Origin of the sequence: Nocardioides insulae DSM 17944 (assembly GCF_000422825.1) — a bacterium.
GTDB lineage: Bacteria > Actinomycetota > Actinomycetes > Propionibacteriales > Nocardioidaceae > Nocardioides > Nocardioides insulae.
Genome location: NZ_KE383929.1, coordinates 304,433 through 324,316 on the forward strand (window position 1 = coordinate 304,433; position 19,884 = coordinate 324,316).

Genomic DNA, 19,884 nt, shown 5'->3' on the forward strand with positions numbered 1-19,884 from the left:
CTGCTGGAATGACCGAGATCACAGGGCAGGCGGGAACTTTCCCGGAGGAATCGGTGCCAACTCGTTATCCACGATCACCTCCGCGGCACTGGACCCCCCTGCGCTGTTGTCCCTAGTTTCACCTGGATGGCTCTGTGGGCCATCCGACCATCCGACTCGGAGGAGATCCCTCTCGTGAAACAGCTCAGGCAGGGCTTGGCCCTCGCAGTTCTCGGGGCGGGCTTCGCGGCCGCTCCACTCCTGTCACCTACACCCGCATCCGCAAGCTCGGCTCCGCCCGACTGGACCGCGGAGCTACGCACCAACGCCACCAGCGCTGTGGAGGTCTCGAAGCAGCCGGCCACCGGCGAGATCGGCTTCGTGAGCACTGACGGCGACCTGTTCCCCGGCCCGAGCCTGCGCTCGGCCGCGCCGGCGGCTGCGGCGGAGCGCAAGACGGACGCCTTCCTGACCGAGTTCGCGCCGGCGTTCGGTGCGCCCGCCGACCAACTCGTCGACGCCGAGGTGCGGGAGAACCCCACCGGCTACACGGTCGAGTACACCCAGGAGTACGACGGCGTACCGGTCTTCGCCTCCGACCTGCTCGCGCGGGTCGACCAGCAGGGGCAGCTGACCTCGGTCAACGGCTTCCTCGTCCCCGATCTCGGGCTCTCCACCACGCCGTCCTTCACCAAGGACCAGGCGGCCGAGCGGGCGCTGGCCACGGTCCGGGAGCTGCCGGTCGGGCACGACCCCGAGGCGGGGAAGATCGACACCGGCGGGCTGGAGGTCAAGTCCAACGAGCTGATGATCTACCGGATGGGCACCACCCGGGGCATCGAGGGCGAGGCCAAGCTCGCCTGGGTGCTCGAGGTCAGCAACGACGAGAGCGTCCGCGAGACGGTGATCCTCGACGCGCTCACCGGCAAGGCACTCAACCGCTACTCGATGATGGCGCACGCCCTCGACCGTCATCTCTACGAGGCCTACCGCGACGACAACGGCACGCCCGAGGACCCCTCCGATGACACCGTCGGAGGCCTGGACGCGCCGGTCTGGAGCGAGGGCGATGCCTTCCCCGCCGACCTGAACCAGGACCACCAGAACGAGGTGCTCGGCACCTCCGAGGCGTACTGGATGTTCATGAACACCTTCGGTCGTGACTCCTACGACGGCGAGGGCTCGCCGATGATCACGGTCAACAACGACCCGAGGATCAGCTGCCCCAACGCCAACTGGAACGGCGTCACCACCAACTACTGCTCCGGGGTCACCGGTGACGACACCGTCGCCCACGAGTGGGGCCACGCCTACACCGAGTACACCTCGGGCCTGATCTACCAGTGGCAGGCCGGCGCCATGAACGAGGCCTACTCCGACATCTGGGGCGAGACCGTCGACATGCTCAATGCCCGACACAACGAGGGCGGCGAGACCCCTGAGGACGCCGTACTCCGCACCGAGGGCACCTGTTCGGCCTACACCCGCTCGGCGATCTCGCTGGAGATCACCGAGCCCGCCACGGTCGCCGGCCCCTGCACCTCGGCTCCGGCGTCGTTCGGTCCGGTCATCACCCAGGAGCCGATCGAGGCGACCGCCGTGGTGGCCACCGACCCGGCAGACGATGCCGGTCCGAGCGCCACCGACGGCTGCTCGGCCTTCGACAATGCCGCCGAGATCGCCGGCAACTGGGCCTATGTCGACCGCGGCACCTGCGGGTTCGCGGTCAAGGCCGCCAACGCCGAGGCGGCCGGCGCGAGCGGCATCGTGGTCGGCAACACCAACGCCGACGCGCCGATCTCGATGTCCGGCGACGCCGACATCTACGGCGTGATGGTCGCCCAGGCGGACGGCGCCAAGTTCAAGACCGCCGGTGGGCCGGTGGACTTCCGGGTCTGGGACTCCTCGACCGACGCCAAGGACGACACCTACCGCTGGCTCTCGGGCGAGTCCGACCCGGCCTTCGGCGGCGCCATCCGCGACATGTGGAACCCCAACTGCTACGGCGACCCGGGCAAGGTCTCCGATGAGGAGTACCACTGCTCCGCCGAGGACGGCGGCGGCGTCCACACCAACTCCGGCGTGGTCAACCGCACCTTCGCGGTCCTGGTCGACGGCAGCGCCGGTGAGGGCGTGGAGCCTATCGGGCTGGACAAGGCGGCCAACCTGTTCTGGCGTGCCCAGAGCGAGTACCTCACGCCGTCCTCGTTCTTCCCCGACCTCGCGAACGCCCTGGAGTCCTCCTGCGCCGACCTGACCGGCGCCGAGATCAACCAGGTCACCCTCGGCGACCCGACCGCGGCCGACGGCTCCGACGGCGCCATGACGCCGGAGCTCGCCGATCCGATCACCGCGGCAGACTGCAGCGCCGTGACCGCAGCGATCGCGGCCACCGAACTGCGCCTGGACCCCACCGCGGAGTGCGCCTGGGAGCCGATCCTCGCCGATGGTGCTCCGCAGCTGAACTGCGGTGAGGGCACCAGCTCCGTGGTGAGCTACGAGGAGGACTTCGAGGACGGCCTGGCCGGCTGGACCCAGGACTCCGACATGGTCTACGGCGCCGAGGAGATCCCGTGGGAGGGCAAGGCCGCCGCCGAGGTCCCCGGTGGGCACGACAGCGCGGTCGCCTACGCCCCCGACCCGACCTCCGGCTCCTGTGCCGCCGACGCCGAGGACATCTCCAGTCGGAGCGGCCTGACGAGCCCGGACATCACCGTGCCCGCGGGCGAGACGCCCCGGCTGTCCTTCGACCACTACGTGGCGACCGAGGCCGGCTGGGACGGCGGCAACGTCAAGGTCAGCGTCAACGGCGGCGACTTCGCGGTCATCCCCGCGGATGCCTACCTCTTCAACGCCCCCGGCGGCACGCTGGAGACGGCGGCGGCCGGCAACACCAGCCCGATGGCTGGTGAGATCGCCTGGACCGGCACCGACGGCGGCGAGCTGACCGGGTCGTGGGGCACCTCGATCGTGGACCTGTCCGCGGTCGCCCAGCCGGGCGACACGGTGCAGATCCGGTTCGACATGGGACGCGACGGTTGCAACGGCATCGACGGCTGGTACGTCGACAACGTCTCCGTCGAGTCCTGTGACGAGGTCGCCGACCTCGCCGACGCACGCGTGTTCGCCGCACCGGCGCTCACCTGGGAGGGTCGTCCCGCGAAGGTGCGGGTGCTCGTGGTCGGTCGGGAAGGCAGGGCCACCGGCACCGTGACCGTGACCACGAAGCGTGGCCGGGTGCTCGGCAGTGCCGAGCTCGGCAGGCACGGGTACGCCACCGTGCGCGTGTCCGGGCTCGACGAGGGCAAGCACAGGCTCATCGCCGCCTACTCCGGCGACCAGACCTACGCCCCCGCCGAGGACGGCTTCGAAGTCCGCGTCCTGCGCGGCTGGAGGCACGGTCACAAGCACTCGTGAGGCCACCCCACCGCGCCTCGCCACGGTGAGTCGCGGAGACGATCAGGCCCCGCCGGGAATCTCCCGGCGGGGCCTGATCCATCGTGAGCGGGGCGGTCGACCTTCGGCCGATCAGGCCTCGAGCACGACGGGGATGATCATCGGGCGGCGGCGGTGCTTCTCGGCCACCCAGCGGCCGATGACGCGACGCACGGTCTGCTGGAGTTGGTAGGTGTCGGTGGTCCCCTCGGCGACGACCCGGTTGACGGCGTCCGCGATCGGCTGCTTGATGTCGTCGAAGGCGGTGTCGGCCCAGGCGTGGCCGCGGGCGTGGATCTCCGGCCCCGCGGCGACCTTGCCGCTCACCGAGTCGACCACGACGATCACCGAGATGAACCCCTCCTCGCCGAGGATGCGGCGGTCCTTGAGCTCGCTCTCGGTGACGTCGCCGATCGAGGTGCCGTCGACGAAGACGTAGCCCGCGTCGACCTTGCCGGTGATCCGGGCGACCCCGTCGATCAGGTCGACGACCACGCCGTCCTCGGCGATCACGACGTTGTCGATCCCGGCCGAGGCGGCCACCTCGCCGTTGGCGAGAAGATGACGCACCTCGCCGTGGACCGGCATCACGTTGCGCGGCTGGACGATGTTGTAGCAGTAGAGCAGCTCACCGGCGGAGGCGTGACCCGACACGTGCACCAGGGCGTTGCCCTTGTGCACGACGTGGGCACCGAGTCGGGCCAGACCGTTGATCACCCGGTAGACGGCGTTCTCGTTGCCGGGGATCAGCGAGGATGCCAGCAGCACGGTGTCGCCGGGCTCGATGTGCACGAAGTTGTGGGTGCCGTTGGCGATCCGCGACAGCGCAGAGAGCGGCTCCCCCTGGGAGCCGGTCGAGACCAGCACCACCTTCTCCGGGGGCAGCTTGGCCAGTTCCTTCGCCTCGACCATCACCCCGGTCGGAACGTCGAGATAGCCCAGGTCGGAGGCGATCTGCATGTTGCGGACCATCGAGCGGCCGACGTACCCGACCTTGCGGCCGTGCGCGGCCGCGGCGTCGAGCACCTGCTGCACCCGGTGGATGTGGGAGGCGAAGCAGGCGACGATGATGCGCTGGTCGGACTCGCGGAAGACGCGGTCGATGACCGGGGTGATCTGCTTCTCGCCGGTGGTGAAGCCGGGCACCTCAGCGTTGGTGGAGTCGGTGAGGAACAGGTCCACGCCGGCCTCCCCTAGCCGTGCGAAGGCCCGGAGGTCGGTGATCCGGCCGTCGAGGGGCAGCTGGTCCATCTTGAAGTCACCGGTGTGCAGCGCGACGCCGGCACCGGTACGGATCGCGACCGCGAGCGCATCCGGGATCGAGTGGTTGACCGCGACGAACTCGAGCTCGAAGGGACCGAAGGTGATGGTGTCGCCCTCGGCGACCTCGTGGCGCACCGTCTCCTTGAGCCGGTGCTCGCGCAGCTTCGGCGCCACCAGCGCGAGGGTCAGCTTGGAGCCCACCAGCGGGATGTCGCCGCGTTCACGCAGCAGGAACGGCGTGGCGCCGATGTGGTCCTCGTGCCCGTGGGTGAGCACCAGGGCCTCGACCTGGTCCAACCGGTCCCGGATCGGTTCGAAGTCCGGCAGGATCAGGTCGACGCCCGGGTGGTGGTCCTCGGGGAAGAGCACGCCGCAGTCGACGATCAGCAGCCGGCCGTCGTACTCGAACACGGTCATGTTGCGACCGACCTCGCCGAGGCCGCCCAGCGGGGTGACCCGCAGACCGCCCTCGGGGAGTTCACCGGGAGCGGTCAGCTCAGGATGGGGATGTGACATGAAGGCCTTTCCGGGTCAGCGCCGAGTCGCCTCGTCGTGGACCGTGAGGGTCGGGAATCAGAGGATGCCGCTGGCCTGCAGACCGGACCGCACCGCGGCCACCTCGGTCTCGTCCAGGGCCAGCAGCGGCGAGCGGACCCGCCGGTTGTCGAGCACACCGAGGAGCTCGAGGCCCGCCTTGGCGGCGGTGGCGCCGTAATTGGGGGCGCCCATGATCGCGTCGATCACCGGGAGGGTGCGGGCGTACGCCGCCCGGGCGGCCGCCAGGTCGCCGGCGGCGACGGCGTCCACCATGGCACGCAGCAGGTCGCCGGCGACGTGGCCGACCACGCTGACCATGCCGACGGCACCGTGGGCCAGCCAGGCGAGGTTGAGCGCGTCGTCACCGGAGTAGACCGTGTAGCCGAGATCGATCAGCCGAGTGCCGCGGGCGAGATCTCCGGCGGCCTCCTTGACCGCGACGACGGTGTCCCAGCCGATGGCCTCGCGGTAGACGTCGTAGCCGATCGCGGTGCCGGTGCGCCCAGGCACGTCGTAGAGCATCACCGGCACGTCGACGCCGGAGACGACCTGGCGGAAGTGCTCGCGCACCCCGGCCTGGCCGGGCTTGCTGTAGTAAGGGGTGACCAGGAGCAGCCCGTCCACGCCGATCTTCTCGGCCTGACGGGCCAGCTCGAGACTGGTGCGGGTGTCGTTGGTGCCGATGCCGGCGACGATCTTGACCTCACCGCCGACGGCGTCCTTGACCGCAGCGAGGATCTCGCCGTCCTCGACGACGCTGGTCGTCGGGGACTCGCCGGTCGTGCCCGAGACGACCAGACCATCGTGGCCGTGCGCGACCAGATGCCGGGCGACCTTCTGCACGCCCTCGAGGTCGACCGAGCCGTCTGTCTGGAACGGGGTGGCCATCGCCGTCAGGACGGTGCCGAAGGGCGCAGCAGAACTCATGGGCCCAGGGTATCGCCCAGTTCCCCGTCCCACCGCTCCGGTAGGCCTGCGCGTCGTCGCTCGGTACCAGCGGGTGGCGCCATCCCGCCACCACCCGATGCGCACTGCCTGGATGGCCCGCGCGTCCGCCCGAACCGTCAGGCGCTTGGCCCGGCTCGGCGGATGCGGACGCCGTGCCCTGCCCGGATCGGCCGGATCCGCCCGGACCGGCCCGGACCGCTCGGCTACGGACCGGCGGGCTCACACCCGCGGCATCACCTCGGTGGCCACCAGCTTGAGGTGGTCCAGATCGCTCAGATCGAGCACCTGGAGGTAGACCCGCTCCACACCGGCATCGGCGTAGGCCCGGAGCTTGGCGATCGCCTCCTCGGGCGTGCCGGCGACGCCGTTGGTCCGAAGCTCCTCCTTGTCCCGCCCGATCGCTGCTGCGCGACGCTCGACCTCGCTCTCGTCGCTGCCCACGCACAGGACCAGCGCCGCGGAGTAGGTCATCGAGTCGGCCGGCCTGCCGGCGCGCTGGACGGCGGCGCGAACGCGCTCGAACTGGGTCCGCACCGACTCCAGCGGGCCGAAGGGGAGGTTGAACTCGTCGGCGTAGGCCGCTGCCAGGGCGGGGGTGCGCACCTTGCCCTTCCCGCCGATCACGATCGGCGGGCCGCCCCGGTGGCCGGCACGCTGCGTCGGCTTGGGCAGCCCGGGGCTGTCGCTGACCTGGTAGTGCACGCCCTCGTGGGCATACCCGCCCTCGCTCCCCCACAGCCCGGTGATCACGGCGAGCTGCTCCTCGAGCCGGTCGAAACGCTCGCCGACCCCGGGGAACGGGATCCCGTAGGCCCGGTGCTCGGCCTCGAACCAACCGGCTCCGAGGCCGAAGTCGACCCGTCCGCCCGACATCTGGTCGACCTGGGCGACCTGCACCGCCAGCGGGCCCGGGTGCCGGAAGGTGGCGCTGGTGACCAGGGTGCCGAGCCGGATCGTGGAGGTCTCCCTGGCCAGGCCGGCCAGCGTCGTCCACGCGTCGGTCGGACCGGGCAGCCCGTCGCCCCCCATGGCCAGGTAGTGGTCGGACCGGAAGAAGGCTCCGAACCCGAGGTCCTCGGCCGTGCTGGCCACGGCCAGGAGGTCGTCGTAGGTGGCGCCCTGTTGGGGCTCGGTGAAGATGCGCAGCTCCATGCGGGCACTGTGCCACAGCCCTGGAGCCGCCCGCCCGAGCGGTCTGCGCCGCGGAGGTCTTGGCCGGTCACGGTCAGGTCTGGGATCATGTCGAGCGCGCGAGAGGAGACCCATGAGGCGTACGCCGGCACGGCCTCCTCTACGCGCGACCCGTGGCGCGATCGCGGGCACCGTGTGCGGCCTCGGCGCAGTGGTCGCTCACCAGGTCGCCGGTGGGACGGTTCCGCACTGGTCGGCCGCCCTGATCTGGCCGGCCTCGGTGCTGCTGTGCACCTGGCTGGTGACCCGAGGCGGCCTGAGCGTGACCCGCGCCGTCCTCGCGGCCGCGGCGGCGCAGTTGGGGTGGCACCTGATCATGGCCCTCCCCGGCACCGGCTCGGGCATGTCGGGGATGCACCACCCCGGGATGGCCCACCACGACATGGCGCTCGGGATGTCCCACGAGATGGGCGGCATGCAGCCCGGGATGTCCGGCGCGGATCCGATGACCCACTCCGGCTCCGACCATTCGATGCTGATCGCCCATGCGGTGGTCGCGCTGGTGACCGTCGTGGTCTGCCAGGGCGCAGACCGAGCCGTCCTCGGAATGCTCATCGAGTGGCTCACGCCCCTGCACGCAAGCATCCGGCTGCGGCTCCTGGTCCTTCAGCGGCCACCCGCGCTGCGTGACCGATCCACGCCGGCCCTGCGGCCGGCTCCCTCACCCGCCACCCGGCGCGGTCCACCGCTCGCCCTGGTCTGAACACACACTCTCTCGGGCACCACGCCGCCCTCGCGTCCACCGCGACGGACGCTGCGTGCTGCCGCCGACCCTCAGACCTGCGAGGACCACGATGACGACCATCGAACACGACCCGTCCCGACCCCCCGGTTCCGATCCGCCCGACGCACCCTCCGGTCGGCCTCGGAGCCTGCGGCCGCTGCTGTCTCGGCTGCATTTCTACGCCGGCGTCCTGGTGGCGCCGTTCCTGCTCGTCGCCGCGGCGAGCGGATTCCTCTATGCCGCCACACCCCAGATCGAGCAGCTGGTGTACGCCGATGAGCTCCAGGCCGCCACCTCCGGCCCCCCGATCTCCCTCGACGACCAGATCGCTGCCGCGCGGGCGGTCGAGCCCGATCTCCCGATCGCCGCCGTACGCCCCGCACCGGAGGACGGCGACACCACCCGGGTGCTCTTCGACATGGGCCAGAGCGCCGAGAGCCGGCACCTCGCCGTCTTCGTAGACCCGGCCAGCGGCGAGACGCAGGGCGAACTGACCGTCTACGGCACCTCCGGTTCGCTTCCGCTCCGCACCTGGGTCGATGAACTCCACCGCAGCCTCCATCTCGGCTCGGTCGGCCGGGTCTACTCGGAACTGGCCGCCTCCTGGCTGTGGGTGATCGCCCTGGCCGGGGTCGCGCTGTGGTGGACCTCCCCCCGCCGCAAGGAACGTGCAGGCGAGCGTGCCCGCGCACGCCTCCTGCCGACGCGGAGCGGCAGCCCGCGTCGCCGCACCCTCTCCTGGCACGGCGCGGTGGGCACCTGGGTGGTGCTCGGCTTCCTGATGCTCTCGGCCACGGGACTCACCTGGTCCCAGTTCGCCGGCGCCAACGTCACCGAACTGCGCACGGCGCTGAACTGGTCGACCCCCGCGGTCACCGCCGACCTCGAGTCCGACGTACCGGTCGACGAACATGCCGGGCACGCCGGACATGACATGAGCGACATGGACGGCATGGAGGGCATGGAGATGCCTCCCGAGGACTCCCCCGGCGTCGGCTACCAGACCGCTTGGGACGCCGCCCGCACGGAGGGCCTCACCGCTGACGCCGAGATCACGCCACCGGCGGGCGCGACCGGCACCTATGTCGTCACCGAGATCCATCGCGCCTGGCCCACCCAGGTCGACGCGGCCGCGGTCGACCCGGCCAGCGGCGAGGTGGTGGACGTGGTGCGCTTCGACGACTACCCGTTCATGGCCAAGCTCGCGCGCTGGGGCATCGACCTGCACATGGGCACCCTCTTCGGGGTCTGGAACCAGCTGGGACTCATGCTGCTCGCCGGAGCACTGGTCACCATGATCGTGTGGGGCTACCGGATGTGGTGGCTGCGCCGTCCCACCGGCTCCCGCCGGCCTGGGACGCCGCCGCTGCGGGAGGCGTGGCGAGCGGCATCGCCGCTCCAGCTGACCCTGTTCGCCGCCGGCACGCTGGTGATCGCCTGGTTCATGCCGGTGCTCGGTGTGAGCCTGCTGCTCTTCTTGGCCCTCGACCAGATCCTGGGCGCCAACCAGCGTGCCCGGGCCGGGGCCGCGGAGCGGGCTAGGGAACGGGCTTCTCGCCCCGAGGACGGGTGAGCCACACCCGCTCGTAGTGCTCGAACCTCTCCCGCTTCGACTCGGTCCACGCGGCCGGGTCGAAGCGGGGGTAGTGCACGTCGCCCTCCGGACGCAGCGGCACCCGGGTGAGCACCTGCTCGGTGGCGTACGGCAGCGCCGCGGCGTACACCTGGGCACCGCCGGCCACCATGATGTCGCCGGGCAGCCCGGCGGCCACCCGGAGCGCCGTAGCGATGTCGTGGGCTACCTCGACGCCATCCGCGTGCCAGGCGCGGTCGCGGGTGAGGACCACCGTCGTACGACCGGGGAGCGGCCGGCCGATCGACTCGAACGTGGTTCGTCCCATCACCAGGGTGTGCCCCCAGGTGAGTTCCTTGAACTGCTTCTGCTCGCCGGGCACCTGCCACGGGATGTCCGGACCGTTGCCGATCACGTCGTTCTCGGCGACGGCGGCAACCAGGACGACGCGCACTCCCCCACCCGACGCCGATTCAGACCGCAATGGGTGCCTTGATGCCGGGGTGGGGGTCGTAGCCCTCCACCGCGATGTGCTCGAGCTCGAAGGCGTCGATCTCCTTGACCTCGGGGTCCAGCCACAGGGTCGGCAACGGCCTGGGCTCGCGGCCGAGCTGGAGACGGGCCTGGTCGAGGTGGTTGAGGTAGAGGTGGGCGTCGCCGAGGGTGTGCACGAAGTCACCCACCTCGAGACCGGTCACCTGCGCCACCATGTGGGTGAGCAGCGCGTAGGAGGCAATGTTGAAGGGGACGCCGAGGAACACGTCCGCGGATCGCTGGTAGAGCTGACAGGAGAGCCTTCCCGGGCCGTCCTGCTGGGGAGCGACGTAGAACTGGAACAGGCTGTGGCACGGCGGGAGCGCCATGTCGTCCACCTGGGCGGGGTTCCAGGCCGAGACCAGGTGACGCCGCGAGTCCGGGTTGGTCCGGATCTGGTCGATCACCTGGGCGAGCTGGTCGATCTGGCGTCCGTCCGGGGCCGGCCAGCTCCGCCACTGGGCGCCGTAGACGGGCCCCAGATCGCCGTCCTCGTCCGCCCATTCGTCCCAGATCGAGATCCCTCGCTCCTGTAGCCAGCGCACGTTGGTGTCGCCGCGCAGGAACCACAGCAGTTCACCGAACACGGACCGGGTGTGGATCTTCTTCGTGGTCACCAGGGGGAACCCGGCGGTCAGGTCGAAGCGCATCTGGTGACCGAAGACCGACAGCGTGCCCGTGCCGGTACGGTCACCCTTCTCCGCTCCGTCGTCGAGGATGCGTTGGAGGAGGTCGAGGTACGGGCGCACATCCCCACCCTAGGCGGTGCCCACCCGGCCGAGACACACGACGTGCGGGCCATCGGAATCGGGTTCGGGTGGGCGTGGGTCGGGTCGATCAGTCCGTGCTCGGGATCTCGCCGGGCCGGTACCGCGGCAGTCGGGAGGCGGGGAGCGCGGCCGCCGCGCTGATGCCGGCCAGGATCAGGAACCCGAGTTTCAGGGTCTGCAGCCGCTGGTCCTCGTTCAGCTCGACGGCGGCCTCCACCTGCTCGGGGGTGGCCGAGGTCGTCGCGAGGACCTCGCGCAGGTCGTCGTTGCTCACGAAGTTCACGTTGTCCAGGTCCACCTGAGCGACCAGTTCCGGTGGCAGTTCGGGGTGCTCCTGCACCGACGAGACGATGCCTGCGCTCAGCGTGGTCACCAGCACCGCACCCATGACCGCGGTACCGACCGCCGAGGCGAGGTTCTGCGCGGTCCCGCGCAGCGAGCCGACGTCACCGGCCAGCCTCTTCGGCGCAGCCGTGACCAACACGTTGAAGACCAGGGTCACCAGGGCGCCCTGCCCGATCCCGAAGGCGATCAGCCCCACGATTGTCGGAAGCGTCTCCCAGTTGTTCGTCACCACCAGGGCGAGCCAGACCAGGGCGACCGTGGTCAGACCGAACGCGAACAGCGCGATGGTGCGCGGGGCGAACCGCTGATAGAAGCGGACGACCAGTGTCGCGGTCACGAAGACGGTGAGGTTGAAGGGCATCATCGCCAGCGAGGTGTCGAACGGCGTACGCCCCTGCACGACCTGGATGTAGGTCGGGACGGTGAAGTTGACCGCCGCCTCCATCGCCACGATCACGAACATCGCGTAGACGGCGGCGCGCTCGGTCGGGCGGGCGAGCACGCTCAGATCGACCAACGGGACCTGGCCCCGGCGCATCCGCCGCCCGGTCCAGACGAAGAAGGCCTGCCCGAAGATGATCCCGAGTACCACCAGCACCGGAGCGGGCGACACGCCAGCGATGGAGAACGGCGCCGAGTCCTCGGCGCGCAGGATCCCCCAGCCGTTGAGGTTGTTGAACCCCAGGGTCAAGGAGACGACCGCCGCGCCGACGAGGACCGAGGCGAACAGGTCGATCCGGATGGTGCGGTCACCGCGGTCGGCGCGAAGGCCGAAGCTGAACGCGAAGACGGCCACCGCCAGTCCCAGGGTGATGGCGAAGACGGGGCGCCAGCCGACCAGCGTGCCCAGGGTGCCGCCGATGAGGAAGGCGCTCACGCCGGAGAAGGCGCGGGCCGAGCCGAGCGAACCGACCGCGGTGGCCTGCTGGTCGCCCTTGTAGTTCTCGGCGATGAGGGCGACCAGCGCGGGCACGATGATCGCGGCCGCACCACCGGCGAGCACCTGGCCGCCGATCGCCCACCCCACGCTGGGCGCGAGCATCATCATCACCGAGGACGTCGCGAACACCACGACGACGACGCGGAAGATGAGCACCCACCCGACCCGCTGGCCCAGCTTGGCCCCGGTCATCACCAGGGCAGCAACCGCCAGTCCGTAGGCGACGATGGTGGAACTGACCACGGTAGGCGGGACCTCGAAGTCCTCGACCATGCCACCGATGGAGATCGGCAGCGCGGCGACGTTGAACGACATCAGCACCTGGGCGAGGAAGAGTCCGACCATCGGTCCCCAGGACCGTCGCTCCTGGACGGGATCGGTGAGGGCAGCGGAGGTCGACATGGTCAGCGGTTCTCCTTCGTGGTCCGGGCGGCCGGATGGGCCGCCGAGGCGAAGAGGTTGAGCCCCAGGGCGCGGGAGAGGTAGGCGCACGCCCGCTGGCCCCGGACGCTGTTGCCGGCGGTGTCCAGCCTGGGTGAGAAGGTGGCGAGGCCGCCCTTGCCGGGCGACACGGCGACGATGCCGCCGGAGACGCCGGACTTGGCCGGCAGCCCGATCTCGAAGAGCCACTCCCCGGACCGCTCGTACAGGCCGCACGAGGCCAGCAGCGCCAAGGTGTCTCGCGCCACCTCCGCGGAGACGACCTGCTCACCGGTGCGCGGGTTGACCCCGCCATCGGCGAGCGTCGCACCCATCACCGCGAGGTCGGTCGCGTTCACCGCGAGGGAGCACTGCCGGGTGTAGATGTCCACCGCGTCCAGGGGGTCCATGTCGAACCGGCCGTAGCTCTCCAGGAGTCGTGCGATGGCCTTGTTGCGCTGGTTGGTGAGGATCTCGGAGTGGTAGACGGCCCCGTCGAGCTCCAGGGCTCGCCCCGCGAACCTGGACAGGCCGGTGCGGATGTTCTCCCACTGCTCGGCCGGAGTCGCGCCAGGCATCAGAGCTGTGGTGGCCAGTGCGCCGGCGTTGACCATCGAGTTCATCGGGCTGCCCCGGTTGAGTTCCACGGCCATCACCGAGTTGAACGGCAGCCCGGTGTTGTTCACGCCCACCTGCTCGTGCACGTCCTCATGACCGATCGCCTCACAGACCAGAGCGAAGACGAAGGCCTTGGAGATGGACTGGATCGAGAAGGTGCGGGCCACCTCGCCGGCGGCGTACGTGCTGCCGTCCACGGCGACCAGGGCCACCCCGAACCAGCGCGGGTCCGCGGCCGCGAGCACCGGGATGTAGTCGGCGACCTGGCCCTCGTCCAGGTCGGCGTACCTGCGCAGGGCCCCCGCGACGAGGGCCTCCAACCGCTCCTCGCCCGGCAGTCCTCCGGTGAAGGCCGACTGCTCGACGTCGGTCAGATCCGTCTCGAACATCGCAGCTCCTGGTCCGGCAGCACCACTGGCCCGCGGCGCTCGCACCGCCCCGACTCCTCAGCCGACCACACCGTTCCGGGGTCGGGTCCGCGCCACGCCGTCCAGCACGTCAGATCGGTCCCCGCACGAAGTACCACACGAACAGCGCCGACACGATCGCCATCAGGGGATGGATCTCCCGCCACCGGCCGCGACCCAGGGCGATCAGGGTGTAGAGCACCATCCCGGCGCCGATGCCGTTGGCGATCGAGTAGGTGAAGGGCATCATCGCGATGGTCGCGAAGGCCGGCAGCGCCAGGCCGATGTCGCCCCACTCGATGTCCGCGATCTGACTCATCATCAGCGACCCCACCACGACCAGCGCGGGGCCGGTGGCGGCCGCCGGGATCATCCCCGCGACCGGGGCCAGGAACATCGCCAGCAGGAACGCCGCGCCCGTGACCACGTTCGCCAGACCGGTCTTGCCGCCCTGAGCCGCACCTGCGGTGCTCTCCACGAAGATCGTGTTGGAGGAGGCCGAGGCCGCACCGCCCGCGACCGCGCCGGCCGACTCCACCAGCAGCACCTTCCGCATCTGCGGCAGTTGGCCCTGCTCGTCGGTCAGCCCGGCCTCGCGACCGACCGCGAGCGCGGTGCCCATCGCGTCGAAGAAGTTGGCCATCAGCACGGTGACGATCAGGGCCAGCGCGGCGCCGTACCCGACGACCTCGAAGACACTGAAGTCGAACTCCCCCACCAGGCCGAAGTCGGGCGCCGCCACGATCGAGCTCGGCAGTTCGGCCCCCGGCACGGGGGTGCCCGAGGCAGAGGCGTTGACGATGATGCCGAGGAAGGCCGCCACCACGATGCCGATCAGCAGCGCCCCCGGCACCCGCCAGGCCATCAGGATGCCGATCAGCACGAGCCCGAAGCAGAAGACGAGTGTGTTCCAGGAGGCGAAGTCGGGGCCGATCGCCAAGATGGTGCCCTCCCCGGTCGCCACGATGCCGGAGCCGGAGAGCCCGATCAGCGCGATGAACAGGCCGATGCCGCCTGCGATGGCCCGCTTGAGCGCGTCGGGGATCGCCCGCATGATCGCCTCGCGCAGGCCGATCACCACGAGGATCAGCATCACCACGCCCTCGATCACGATGACGCCCATCGCCTCGGCCCAACTCAGACCGTTGGCGCCCACCAGGGTGTAGGCGACGAAGGCGTTGATGCCCAGGCCGGCCGCCAGCGCGATCGGCACGTTCGCTATCAGACCCATCGCGATCGTCATCACGCCCGCGACCAGCGCGGTCACGGTCACCAACTGGTCGTGCGGCAGCACCAGACCCGCAGAGTCGGGCAGCTCGCCGAGCACCGCCGGATTGACCACCAGGATGTAGGCCATCGTCGCGAAGGTCACCAGCCCGGCAAGGACCTCGGTCCTGACGCTGCTGCCACGCTCACTGATCCGGAAGAAGCGGTCCATGTCTCTCCTCTGTGGGCCTCACCGGCCGGGGGTCGGTACGCCGGGGCTCAGGCGCTCAGCGACATCGGGCCGTACACCTCGCGGTCGTGCTCGAGCAGCACGACGGACTCCACGCCCACCTCGGTCAGCTCCGGGTAGAACTCCCCGATCCAGGACTCGGCGTCCGACTGGCTCGGGAAGCGCTGGTCGGCGTACTCCTCGGGTACCTCGACCTCGGCTCCGTCCCCCCCGAGCAGCCGCCACCACCACACCGATTCGCGGGCCGGAGTGGGATGGAACACGGACGGTGGTTCGGGCAGGCTCATCGGAACTCCGGGGGCTCGTGGGCGGCAGCGAAGCGGGAGACACCCGGCCGGTGGCTGAGGACCTCCCCAGGTCACCTTGCCATGGTCGATGCCGGCTCGCAGTAACCTCTCCCCGTGACGTCGTACTCGCTGCGCTCCGCCAGCCCCGCCAAGACCAGAGCCGAGGCCGTCGTGGTCGGCGTCCTCGCCGGGCCGAAGGGTCCGCAGCTCGCGCCCGGTGCCGAGGACATCGCCGACGTCTTCGGGCGCCGCCTCCGGCCGCTCCTCTCCACGCTCGGGGTCAAGGGCAAGCCCGGTGAGGTCACCCGGATCCCGGCCGGCGAGAAGGTCGCCACCTCGCTCCTCGTCCTGGTCGGGCTGGGCTCGACGGAAGCGACCCCCGATGCCGTCCGACGGGCCGCCGGGGTGGCCGCGCGCTCGGTGCCCAACGCCGCCTCCGTGGCGATCGCCCTGCCGGCCCACACTCCCGAACTGCTGCGCGCCGTCACCGAGGGCTACCGGCTCGGCGGCTACACCTTCACCGACTACCGGGCCGCCGGCGAGGACACCTCACCGTCCGACGTGGTGATCCTCAGCGAGGGCGCCCGTCGGCAGGAGATGGTGGCCGCCTTCGAGAGCGGTCAGGTGCTGGCCGACGCGGTGGCGCTGTGCCGTGACTGGGTCAACATCCCCCCTGGTGATCTCACCCCGCCCGCCTTCGCCGACAAGGTCTCCGCGGCGGTCGCCGCCACCGCCCTGCCCGAGGGTGTCCCCGCCATCGGGGTCACCGTCCACGACGAGGCTGCCCTCGCCGACCTCGGCTGCGGGGGGATCCTTGGCGTCGGTGCGGGGTCCGCGGCCCCGCCACGCCTGGTCGAACTCACCTACACCCACCCGGACGCCGTTCGTCACATCGCACTGGTGGGCAAGGGCATCACCTTCGACTCCGGCGGCCTGACCATCAAGCCGGGCGGCAGCATGAGCACGATGAAGTCCGACATGGGTGGTGCTGGCGCCGTGGTGGCGGCCACCCTGGCCGCCGCGCGGCTCGGCCTCCCGGTCACCATCTCCACCTTCGTCCCGATGGCCGAGAACATGGTCTCCGGAGCCGCCACCCGTCCCGGCGACGTCCTGCGCATCTACGGCGGCACCACCGTGGAGGTGTCCAACACCGATGCCGAGGGACGACTGGTGCTGGCCGACGCCCTGGTGCGCGCCACCGAGGTTGGGCCCGACGCGATCATCGACGTGGCCACCCTCACCGGTCACATGGTGATGGCGCTCGGCGACAGGGTGACCGGCGTGATGGGTTCTCCCGAGATCGTCGAGGCGATCCTCTCAGCGGCCGAGCAGGCCGGAGAGGAGAGCTGGCCGATGCCCATCCCCGACCCCATCGCGGAGCGGGTCCGGTCCAGCAAGATCGCCGACCTCGCCCAGCACGACTGGATCCGCTGGGGCGGCGGCCTGTTCGCGGCTGCCTTCCTGCGCGAGTTCACCGCCGACCTGTCCTGGGCCCACCTCGACATCGCCGGGCCCTCGTTCAACAGCGGTGGGTCGAACGGACACCTCACGCCGGGCGGCACCGGCGTCGGGGTCGGCACCCTGGTCGACTACCTCCGGGCCCAGTCCGCCTGAGCCGGCGATCCGTTCGGTCCCAGGAAGTACGTCGGTCGGGCGCTGGAGCCGCTCCCCGCTGGGGGATGTCGGTGCGCTCCACGGTCCTCGCGGACAGGTCGCTGAGCTCGCGGGGGGTGCGGGGCCGCCACGACCCAGCCGCGCCGGGTCGGCGTACCTGCGGGCCGCCTCGGGTCGGCCGGGTCGGCACGGAGAGGGGTCGGCTCAGCCGCGACGTTGCTTGCGCTGCTGGGTGACCCGGTGGTTGTAGTCCCGCATCCGTTGCGGGATGCCGACCAGGCCGGCGTCGTAGGACGGGACGCCGTGGTCGTTGCAGAAGTCGTGTGCCCAAGCCACCGACTGCACTCTGCGCCGGGTCCACTCGCCGTCGTGCGCGACCAGGAGGAGGGTCACCTCACTGACCGCCGTGCGCGGCTCGACGAAGCCCTCCACGCCGCGCCGGGTACCGACGAACTGCTGGAGGTGCTCGCGATCGGTGGCATCGGAGGCGCGGACCCGGGTCGACCCCGTCCGGGCGGCCTCGCGGGCGGGTCCGCTCATCTTCACACCCGAGCGCCGACGGAACCTCTCCAGGAACGACATGCCTCCAGTGTGCCGTATGCCACCACGAACCCCCGGGGGCAGGGACGGTTGGGCGGCCAGATGTCTCCCACGACGCGCCATGACCGGTGAGTACACGGCCCGGCGCTGGACTCCTGGGTCGGAGGTGCCAAGATGGTCCCCGTGTCCGATGCCGGTTCCGAGGTCCTCACCCCCATCGGGGTGACCCGGGGCCGCACCGCACCCAGACCCGGTGTTCTCACCGCCACCAGCCGCCGCTGCGGCCGTGGCCACCCCGGCAAGCGAAGGCTCATCAGCCTGCGACGCGTGCACCGTGGCGCGCAGCCGAGCGTGGTGCTCACCCCGTCCACGCGGCCGATCACCCTCGGCCGTCGCACGATCAGTTGACCCTGCCGATCATCACCAGACACAGAAGAAGCGAGCGAAGGAACTCCATGGCCACCGAAGTCACTCTCCCGGCACTCGGCGAGTCCGTCACCGAAGGTACGGTCACCCGCTGGCTGAAGAACGTCGGCGACACCATCGCCGTCGACGAGCCCCTGCTGGAGGTCTCCACCGACAAGGTGGACACCGAGATCCCCTCCCCCGTGGCCGGCACCCTGCTCGAGATCAAGGCCGGCGAGGACGACACCGTCGAGGTCGGCGCCGTCCTCGCTCTGGTGGGCGCAGCCGATGAGGCTGGTTCCGCCCCGGCCGAGCCCGAGGCCCCCGCCCAGTCCGAGGCGCCCGCCGCTCCCCCGGCCCCCGAGCCCACCCCCGCCGAGTCCGCGCCGGCCCAGCAGGCCGGTGGCGAGCAGGCCCAGAGTGCCTCCGCTGCGCCCTCCCAGGGCGGTGGCTCCGGTACGTCGGTGACCCTGCCCGCGCTGGGTGAGTCCGTCACCGAGGGCACCGTGACCCGCTGGCTGAAGAACGTCGGCGACACCATCGCCGTCGACGAGCCCCTGCTGGAGGTCTCCACCGACAAGGTGGACACCGAGATCCCCTCCCCCGTGGCCGGCACCCTGCTGGAGATCAAGGTCTCCGAGGACGAGACCGTCGAGGTCGGCGCCGAACTCGCGGTCGTGGGCGACGCGAACGCGGCTCCCGCCCAGGCCGCTCCGGAACCCGAGCCTGAGGCGGCGCCAGCGGCCGAGCCCGAGCCGGAGCCCCAGGCCGCCCCCGCCGCGGAGCCCGAGCCGGAGCCGGAGCCCCAGGCCGCCCCCGCCGCCCCCGCCGCTGCCGCGGCTCCCGCTGCCTCCTCGCCCACCACCGACTCGGCCGGCTACGTGACCCCCCTCGTGCGCAAGCTCGCCACGCAGCAGGGTGTCGACCTGGCCTCGGTCGAGGGCAGTGGCGTCGGCGGCCGCATCCGCAAGCAGGACGTGCTCGACGCGGCCGCCGCGAAGGCTGCTCCGGCCGCGCAGGCGCCGGCCGCCTCGGGTGCCCAGGCGCCGGCCCCGGTCGCCCCCTCCCCGTTGCGGGGCACCACCGAGAAGGTGAGCCGGCTGCGCAAGATCATCGCCCAGCGGATGGGCGAGTCGCTGCAGACCGCGGCCCAGCTCACCCAGGTGGTCGAGATCGACGTCACCAACGTCGCGCGACTGCGGACCGCGAAGAAGGCCGAGTTCCTGGCGCGCGAGGGCGTCAAGCTCTCCTACCTGCCGTTCTTCACCAAGGCGGCGATCGACGCGCTCAAGGAGCACCCGAAGCTCAACGCCGGCATCGACCTGGACAAGGACGAGGTCACCTACTATGACCGCGAGAACATCGCCTTCGCCGTCGACACGGACAAGGGTCTGATCACCCCCGTGGTCAAGGACGCCGGTGACCTGTCGGTCTCCGGTCTGGCCAAGAAGATCGCCGACGTGGCCGAGCGCACGCGGACCAACAAGATCGGTCCCGACGAACTCTCCGGCGGCACCTTCACGATCACCAACCTCGGCAGCGTGGGTGCCCTGTGGGACACCCCGATCATCAACCAGCCGCAGGTGGCCATCCTCGGTCCCGGTGCCGTCGTGAAGCGCCCGGTCGTCATCGACGACCCGCAGCTCGGCGAGACGATCGCGGTGCGTCACATGGTCTACTTCGCCCTGACCTACGACCACCGCCTGGTCGACGGCGCGGACGCCGGCCGGTTCCTCCAGGACGTCAAGAAGCGCCTCGAGGCGGGCCAGTTCGAGGTCTGACACCCCGAGCACCACACGACCGGCTGAGCCGGTCACCCACGGATCGGGTCGGCGTACACGTACGCCGGCCCGATCCGTTGCGTGCGGTGTCCGCTCGACCCCGATGGGTGGCACAGT

The 19,884-nt window shown here is 70.9% G+C and carries 16 protein-coding genes; 6 read left to right on the plus strand and 10 right to left on the minus strand.

What is annotated here, in order from left to right; genetic code table 11:
- The first annotated feature begins 360 nt into the window (after positions 1-360).
- Positions 361-3,396: a M4 family metallopeptidase gene (locus G515_RS22800; RefSeq protein WP_169570659.1), complete on the plus strand. Its 3,036-nt coding sequence runs from the start codon at positions 361-363 to the stop codon at positions 3,394-3,396.
- A 111-nt stretch (positions 3,397-3,507) separates the two neighbouring features.
- Here G515_RS22800 and G515_RS0116010 read toward each other — a convergent pair whose 3' ends face one another.
- From G515_RS0116010 to G515_RS0116020, 3 genes are all read right to left on the minus strand, one after another.
- Positions 3,508-5,193, minus strand: a complete 1,686-nt coding sequence (locus G515_RS0116010) for a ribonuclease J (protein ID WP_028660959.1) — start codon at positions 5,191-5,193, stop codon at positions 3,508-3,510.
- A 57-nt stretch (positions 5,194-5,250) separates the two neighbouring features.
- Positions 5,251-6,141 carry a 4-hydroxy-tetrahydrodipicolinate synthase gene (gene dapA, locus G515_RS0116015; protein WP_028660960.1) on the minus strand — a complete coding sequence of 297 codons (891 nt, stop codon included), beginning with the start codon at positions 6,139-6,141 and terminating at the stop codon, positions 5,251-5,253.
- Positions 6,142-6,381: 240 nt separating this feature from the next.
- The gene (locus G515_RS0116020) at positions 6,382-7,314 is read right to left on the minus strand and encodes an LLM class F420-dependent oxidoreductase (protein ID WP_028660961.1); all 933 of its coding nucleotides are present in this window, start codon (positions 7,312-7,314) and stop codon (positions 6,382-6,384) included.
- 112 nt (positions 7,315-7,426) lie between these two features.
- Between G515_RS0116020 and G515_RS0116025 the strand changes: the two genes are divergently transcribed.
- Positions 7,427-8,056: a hypothetical protein gene (locus G515_RS0116025; protein ID WP_157571146.1), complete on the plus strand. Its 630-nt coding sequence runs from the start codon at positions 7,427-7,429 to the stop codon at positions 8,054-8,056.
- A 91-nt stretch (positions 8,057-8,147) separates the two neighbouring features.
- On the plus strand, positions 8,148-9,650 hold the full coding sequence (locus tag G515_RS21885; RefSeq protein WP_051218484.1) for a PepSY-associated TM helix domain-containing protein: 1,503 nt from the start codon (positions 8,148-8,150) through the stop codon (positions 9,648-9,650).
- Here G515_RS21885 and G515_RS0116035 read toward each other — a convergent pair.
- From G515_RS0116035 to G515_RS0116060, 6 genes are all read right to left on the minus strand, one after another.
- Complete coding sequence (locus G515_RS0116035) at positions 9,616-10,104, minus strand: dihydrofolate reductase (protein ID WP_028660963.1); 489 nt, start codon at positions 10,102-10,104, stop codon at positions 9,616-9,618. The two genes, G515_RS21885 and G515_RS0116035, sit on opposite strands and share 35 nt — an antisense overlap.
- Positions 10,105-10,123: 19 nt before the next feature.
- Positions 10,124-10,933 carry a thymidylate synthase gene (locus G515_RS0116040; RefSeq protein WP_028660964.1) on the minus strand — a complete coding sequence of 270 codons (810 nt, stop codon included), beginning with the start codon at positions 10,931-10,933 and terminating at the stop codon, positions 10,124-10,126.
- An 88-nt stretch (positions 10,934-11,021) separates the two neighbouring features.
- On the minus strand, positions 11,022-12,641 hold the full coding sequence (locus tag G515_RS0116045; protein WP_028660965.1) for an MFS transporter: 1,620 nt from the start codon (positions 12,639-12,641) through the stop codon (positions 11,022-11,024).
- Positions 12,642-12,643: 2 nt separating this feature from the next.
- Positions 12,644-13,666, minus strand: coding sequence for a glutaminase A (gene glsA, locus G515_RS0116050; RefSeq protein ID WP_028660966.1), 1,023 nt, complete (start codon positions 13,664-13,666; stop codon positions 12,644-12,646).
- 109 nt (positions 13,667-13,775) lie between these two features.
- Positions 13,776-15,122: an NCS2 family permease gene (locus tag G515_RS0116055; protein WP_028660967.1), complete on the minus strand. Its 1,347-nt coding sequence runs from the start codon at positions 15,120-15,122 to the stop codon at positions 13,776-13,778.
- Between the two features lie 47 nt (positions 15,123-15,169).
- Positions 15,170-15,427, minus strand: coding sequence for a hypothetical protein (locus G515_RS0116060; protein ID WP_051218485.1), 258 nt, complete (start codon positions 15,425-15,427; stop codon positions 15,170-15,172).
- 114 nt (positions 15,428-15,541) lie between these two features.
- On the opposite strand from G515_RS0116060, the gene G515_RS0116065 reads away from it, so the two are divergent.
- Positions 15,542-17,041 carry a leucyl aminopeptidase gene (locus G515_RS0116065; RefSeq protein ID WP_028660969.1) on the plus strand — a complete coding sequence of 500 codons (1,500 nt, stop codon included), beginning with the start codon at positions 15,542-15,544 and terminating at the stop codon, positions 17,039-17,041.
- A 204-nt stretch (positions 17,042-17,245) separates the two neighbouring features.
- Here the strand turns inward: G515_RS0116065 and G515_RS0116070 are convergent, their stop codons facing one another.
- Positions 17,246-17,623: a hypothetical protein gene (locus tag G515_RS0116070; protein ID WP_245565440.1), complete on the minus strand. Its 378-nt coding sequence runs from the start codon at positions 17,621-17,623 to the stop codon at positions 17,246-17,248.
- A 141-nt stretch (positions 17,624-17,764) separates the two neighbouring features.
- On the opposite strand from G515_RS0116070, the gene G515_RS0116075 reads away from it, so the two are divergent.
- Both G515_RS0116075 and sucB read left to right on the plus strand, forming a co-directional pair.
- Complete coding sequence (locus tag G515_RS0116075; RefSeq protein WP_169570661.1) at positions 17,765-17,989, plus strand: hypothetical protein; 225 nt, start codon at positions 17,765-17,767, stop codon at positions 17,987-17,989.
- 47 nt (positions 17,990-18,036) lie between these two features.
- A complete protein-coding gene (gene sucB / locus G515_RS0116080) occupies positions 18,037-19,767 on the plus strand; it encodes a 2-oxoglutarate dehydrogenase, E2 component, dihydrolipoamide succinyltransferase (protein WP_028660972.1) in 1,731 nt (576 codons plus the stop codon).
- Positions 19,768-19,884 lie beyond the last annotated feature (117 nt).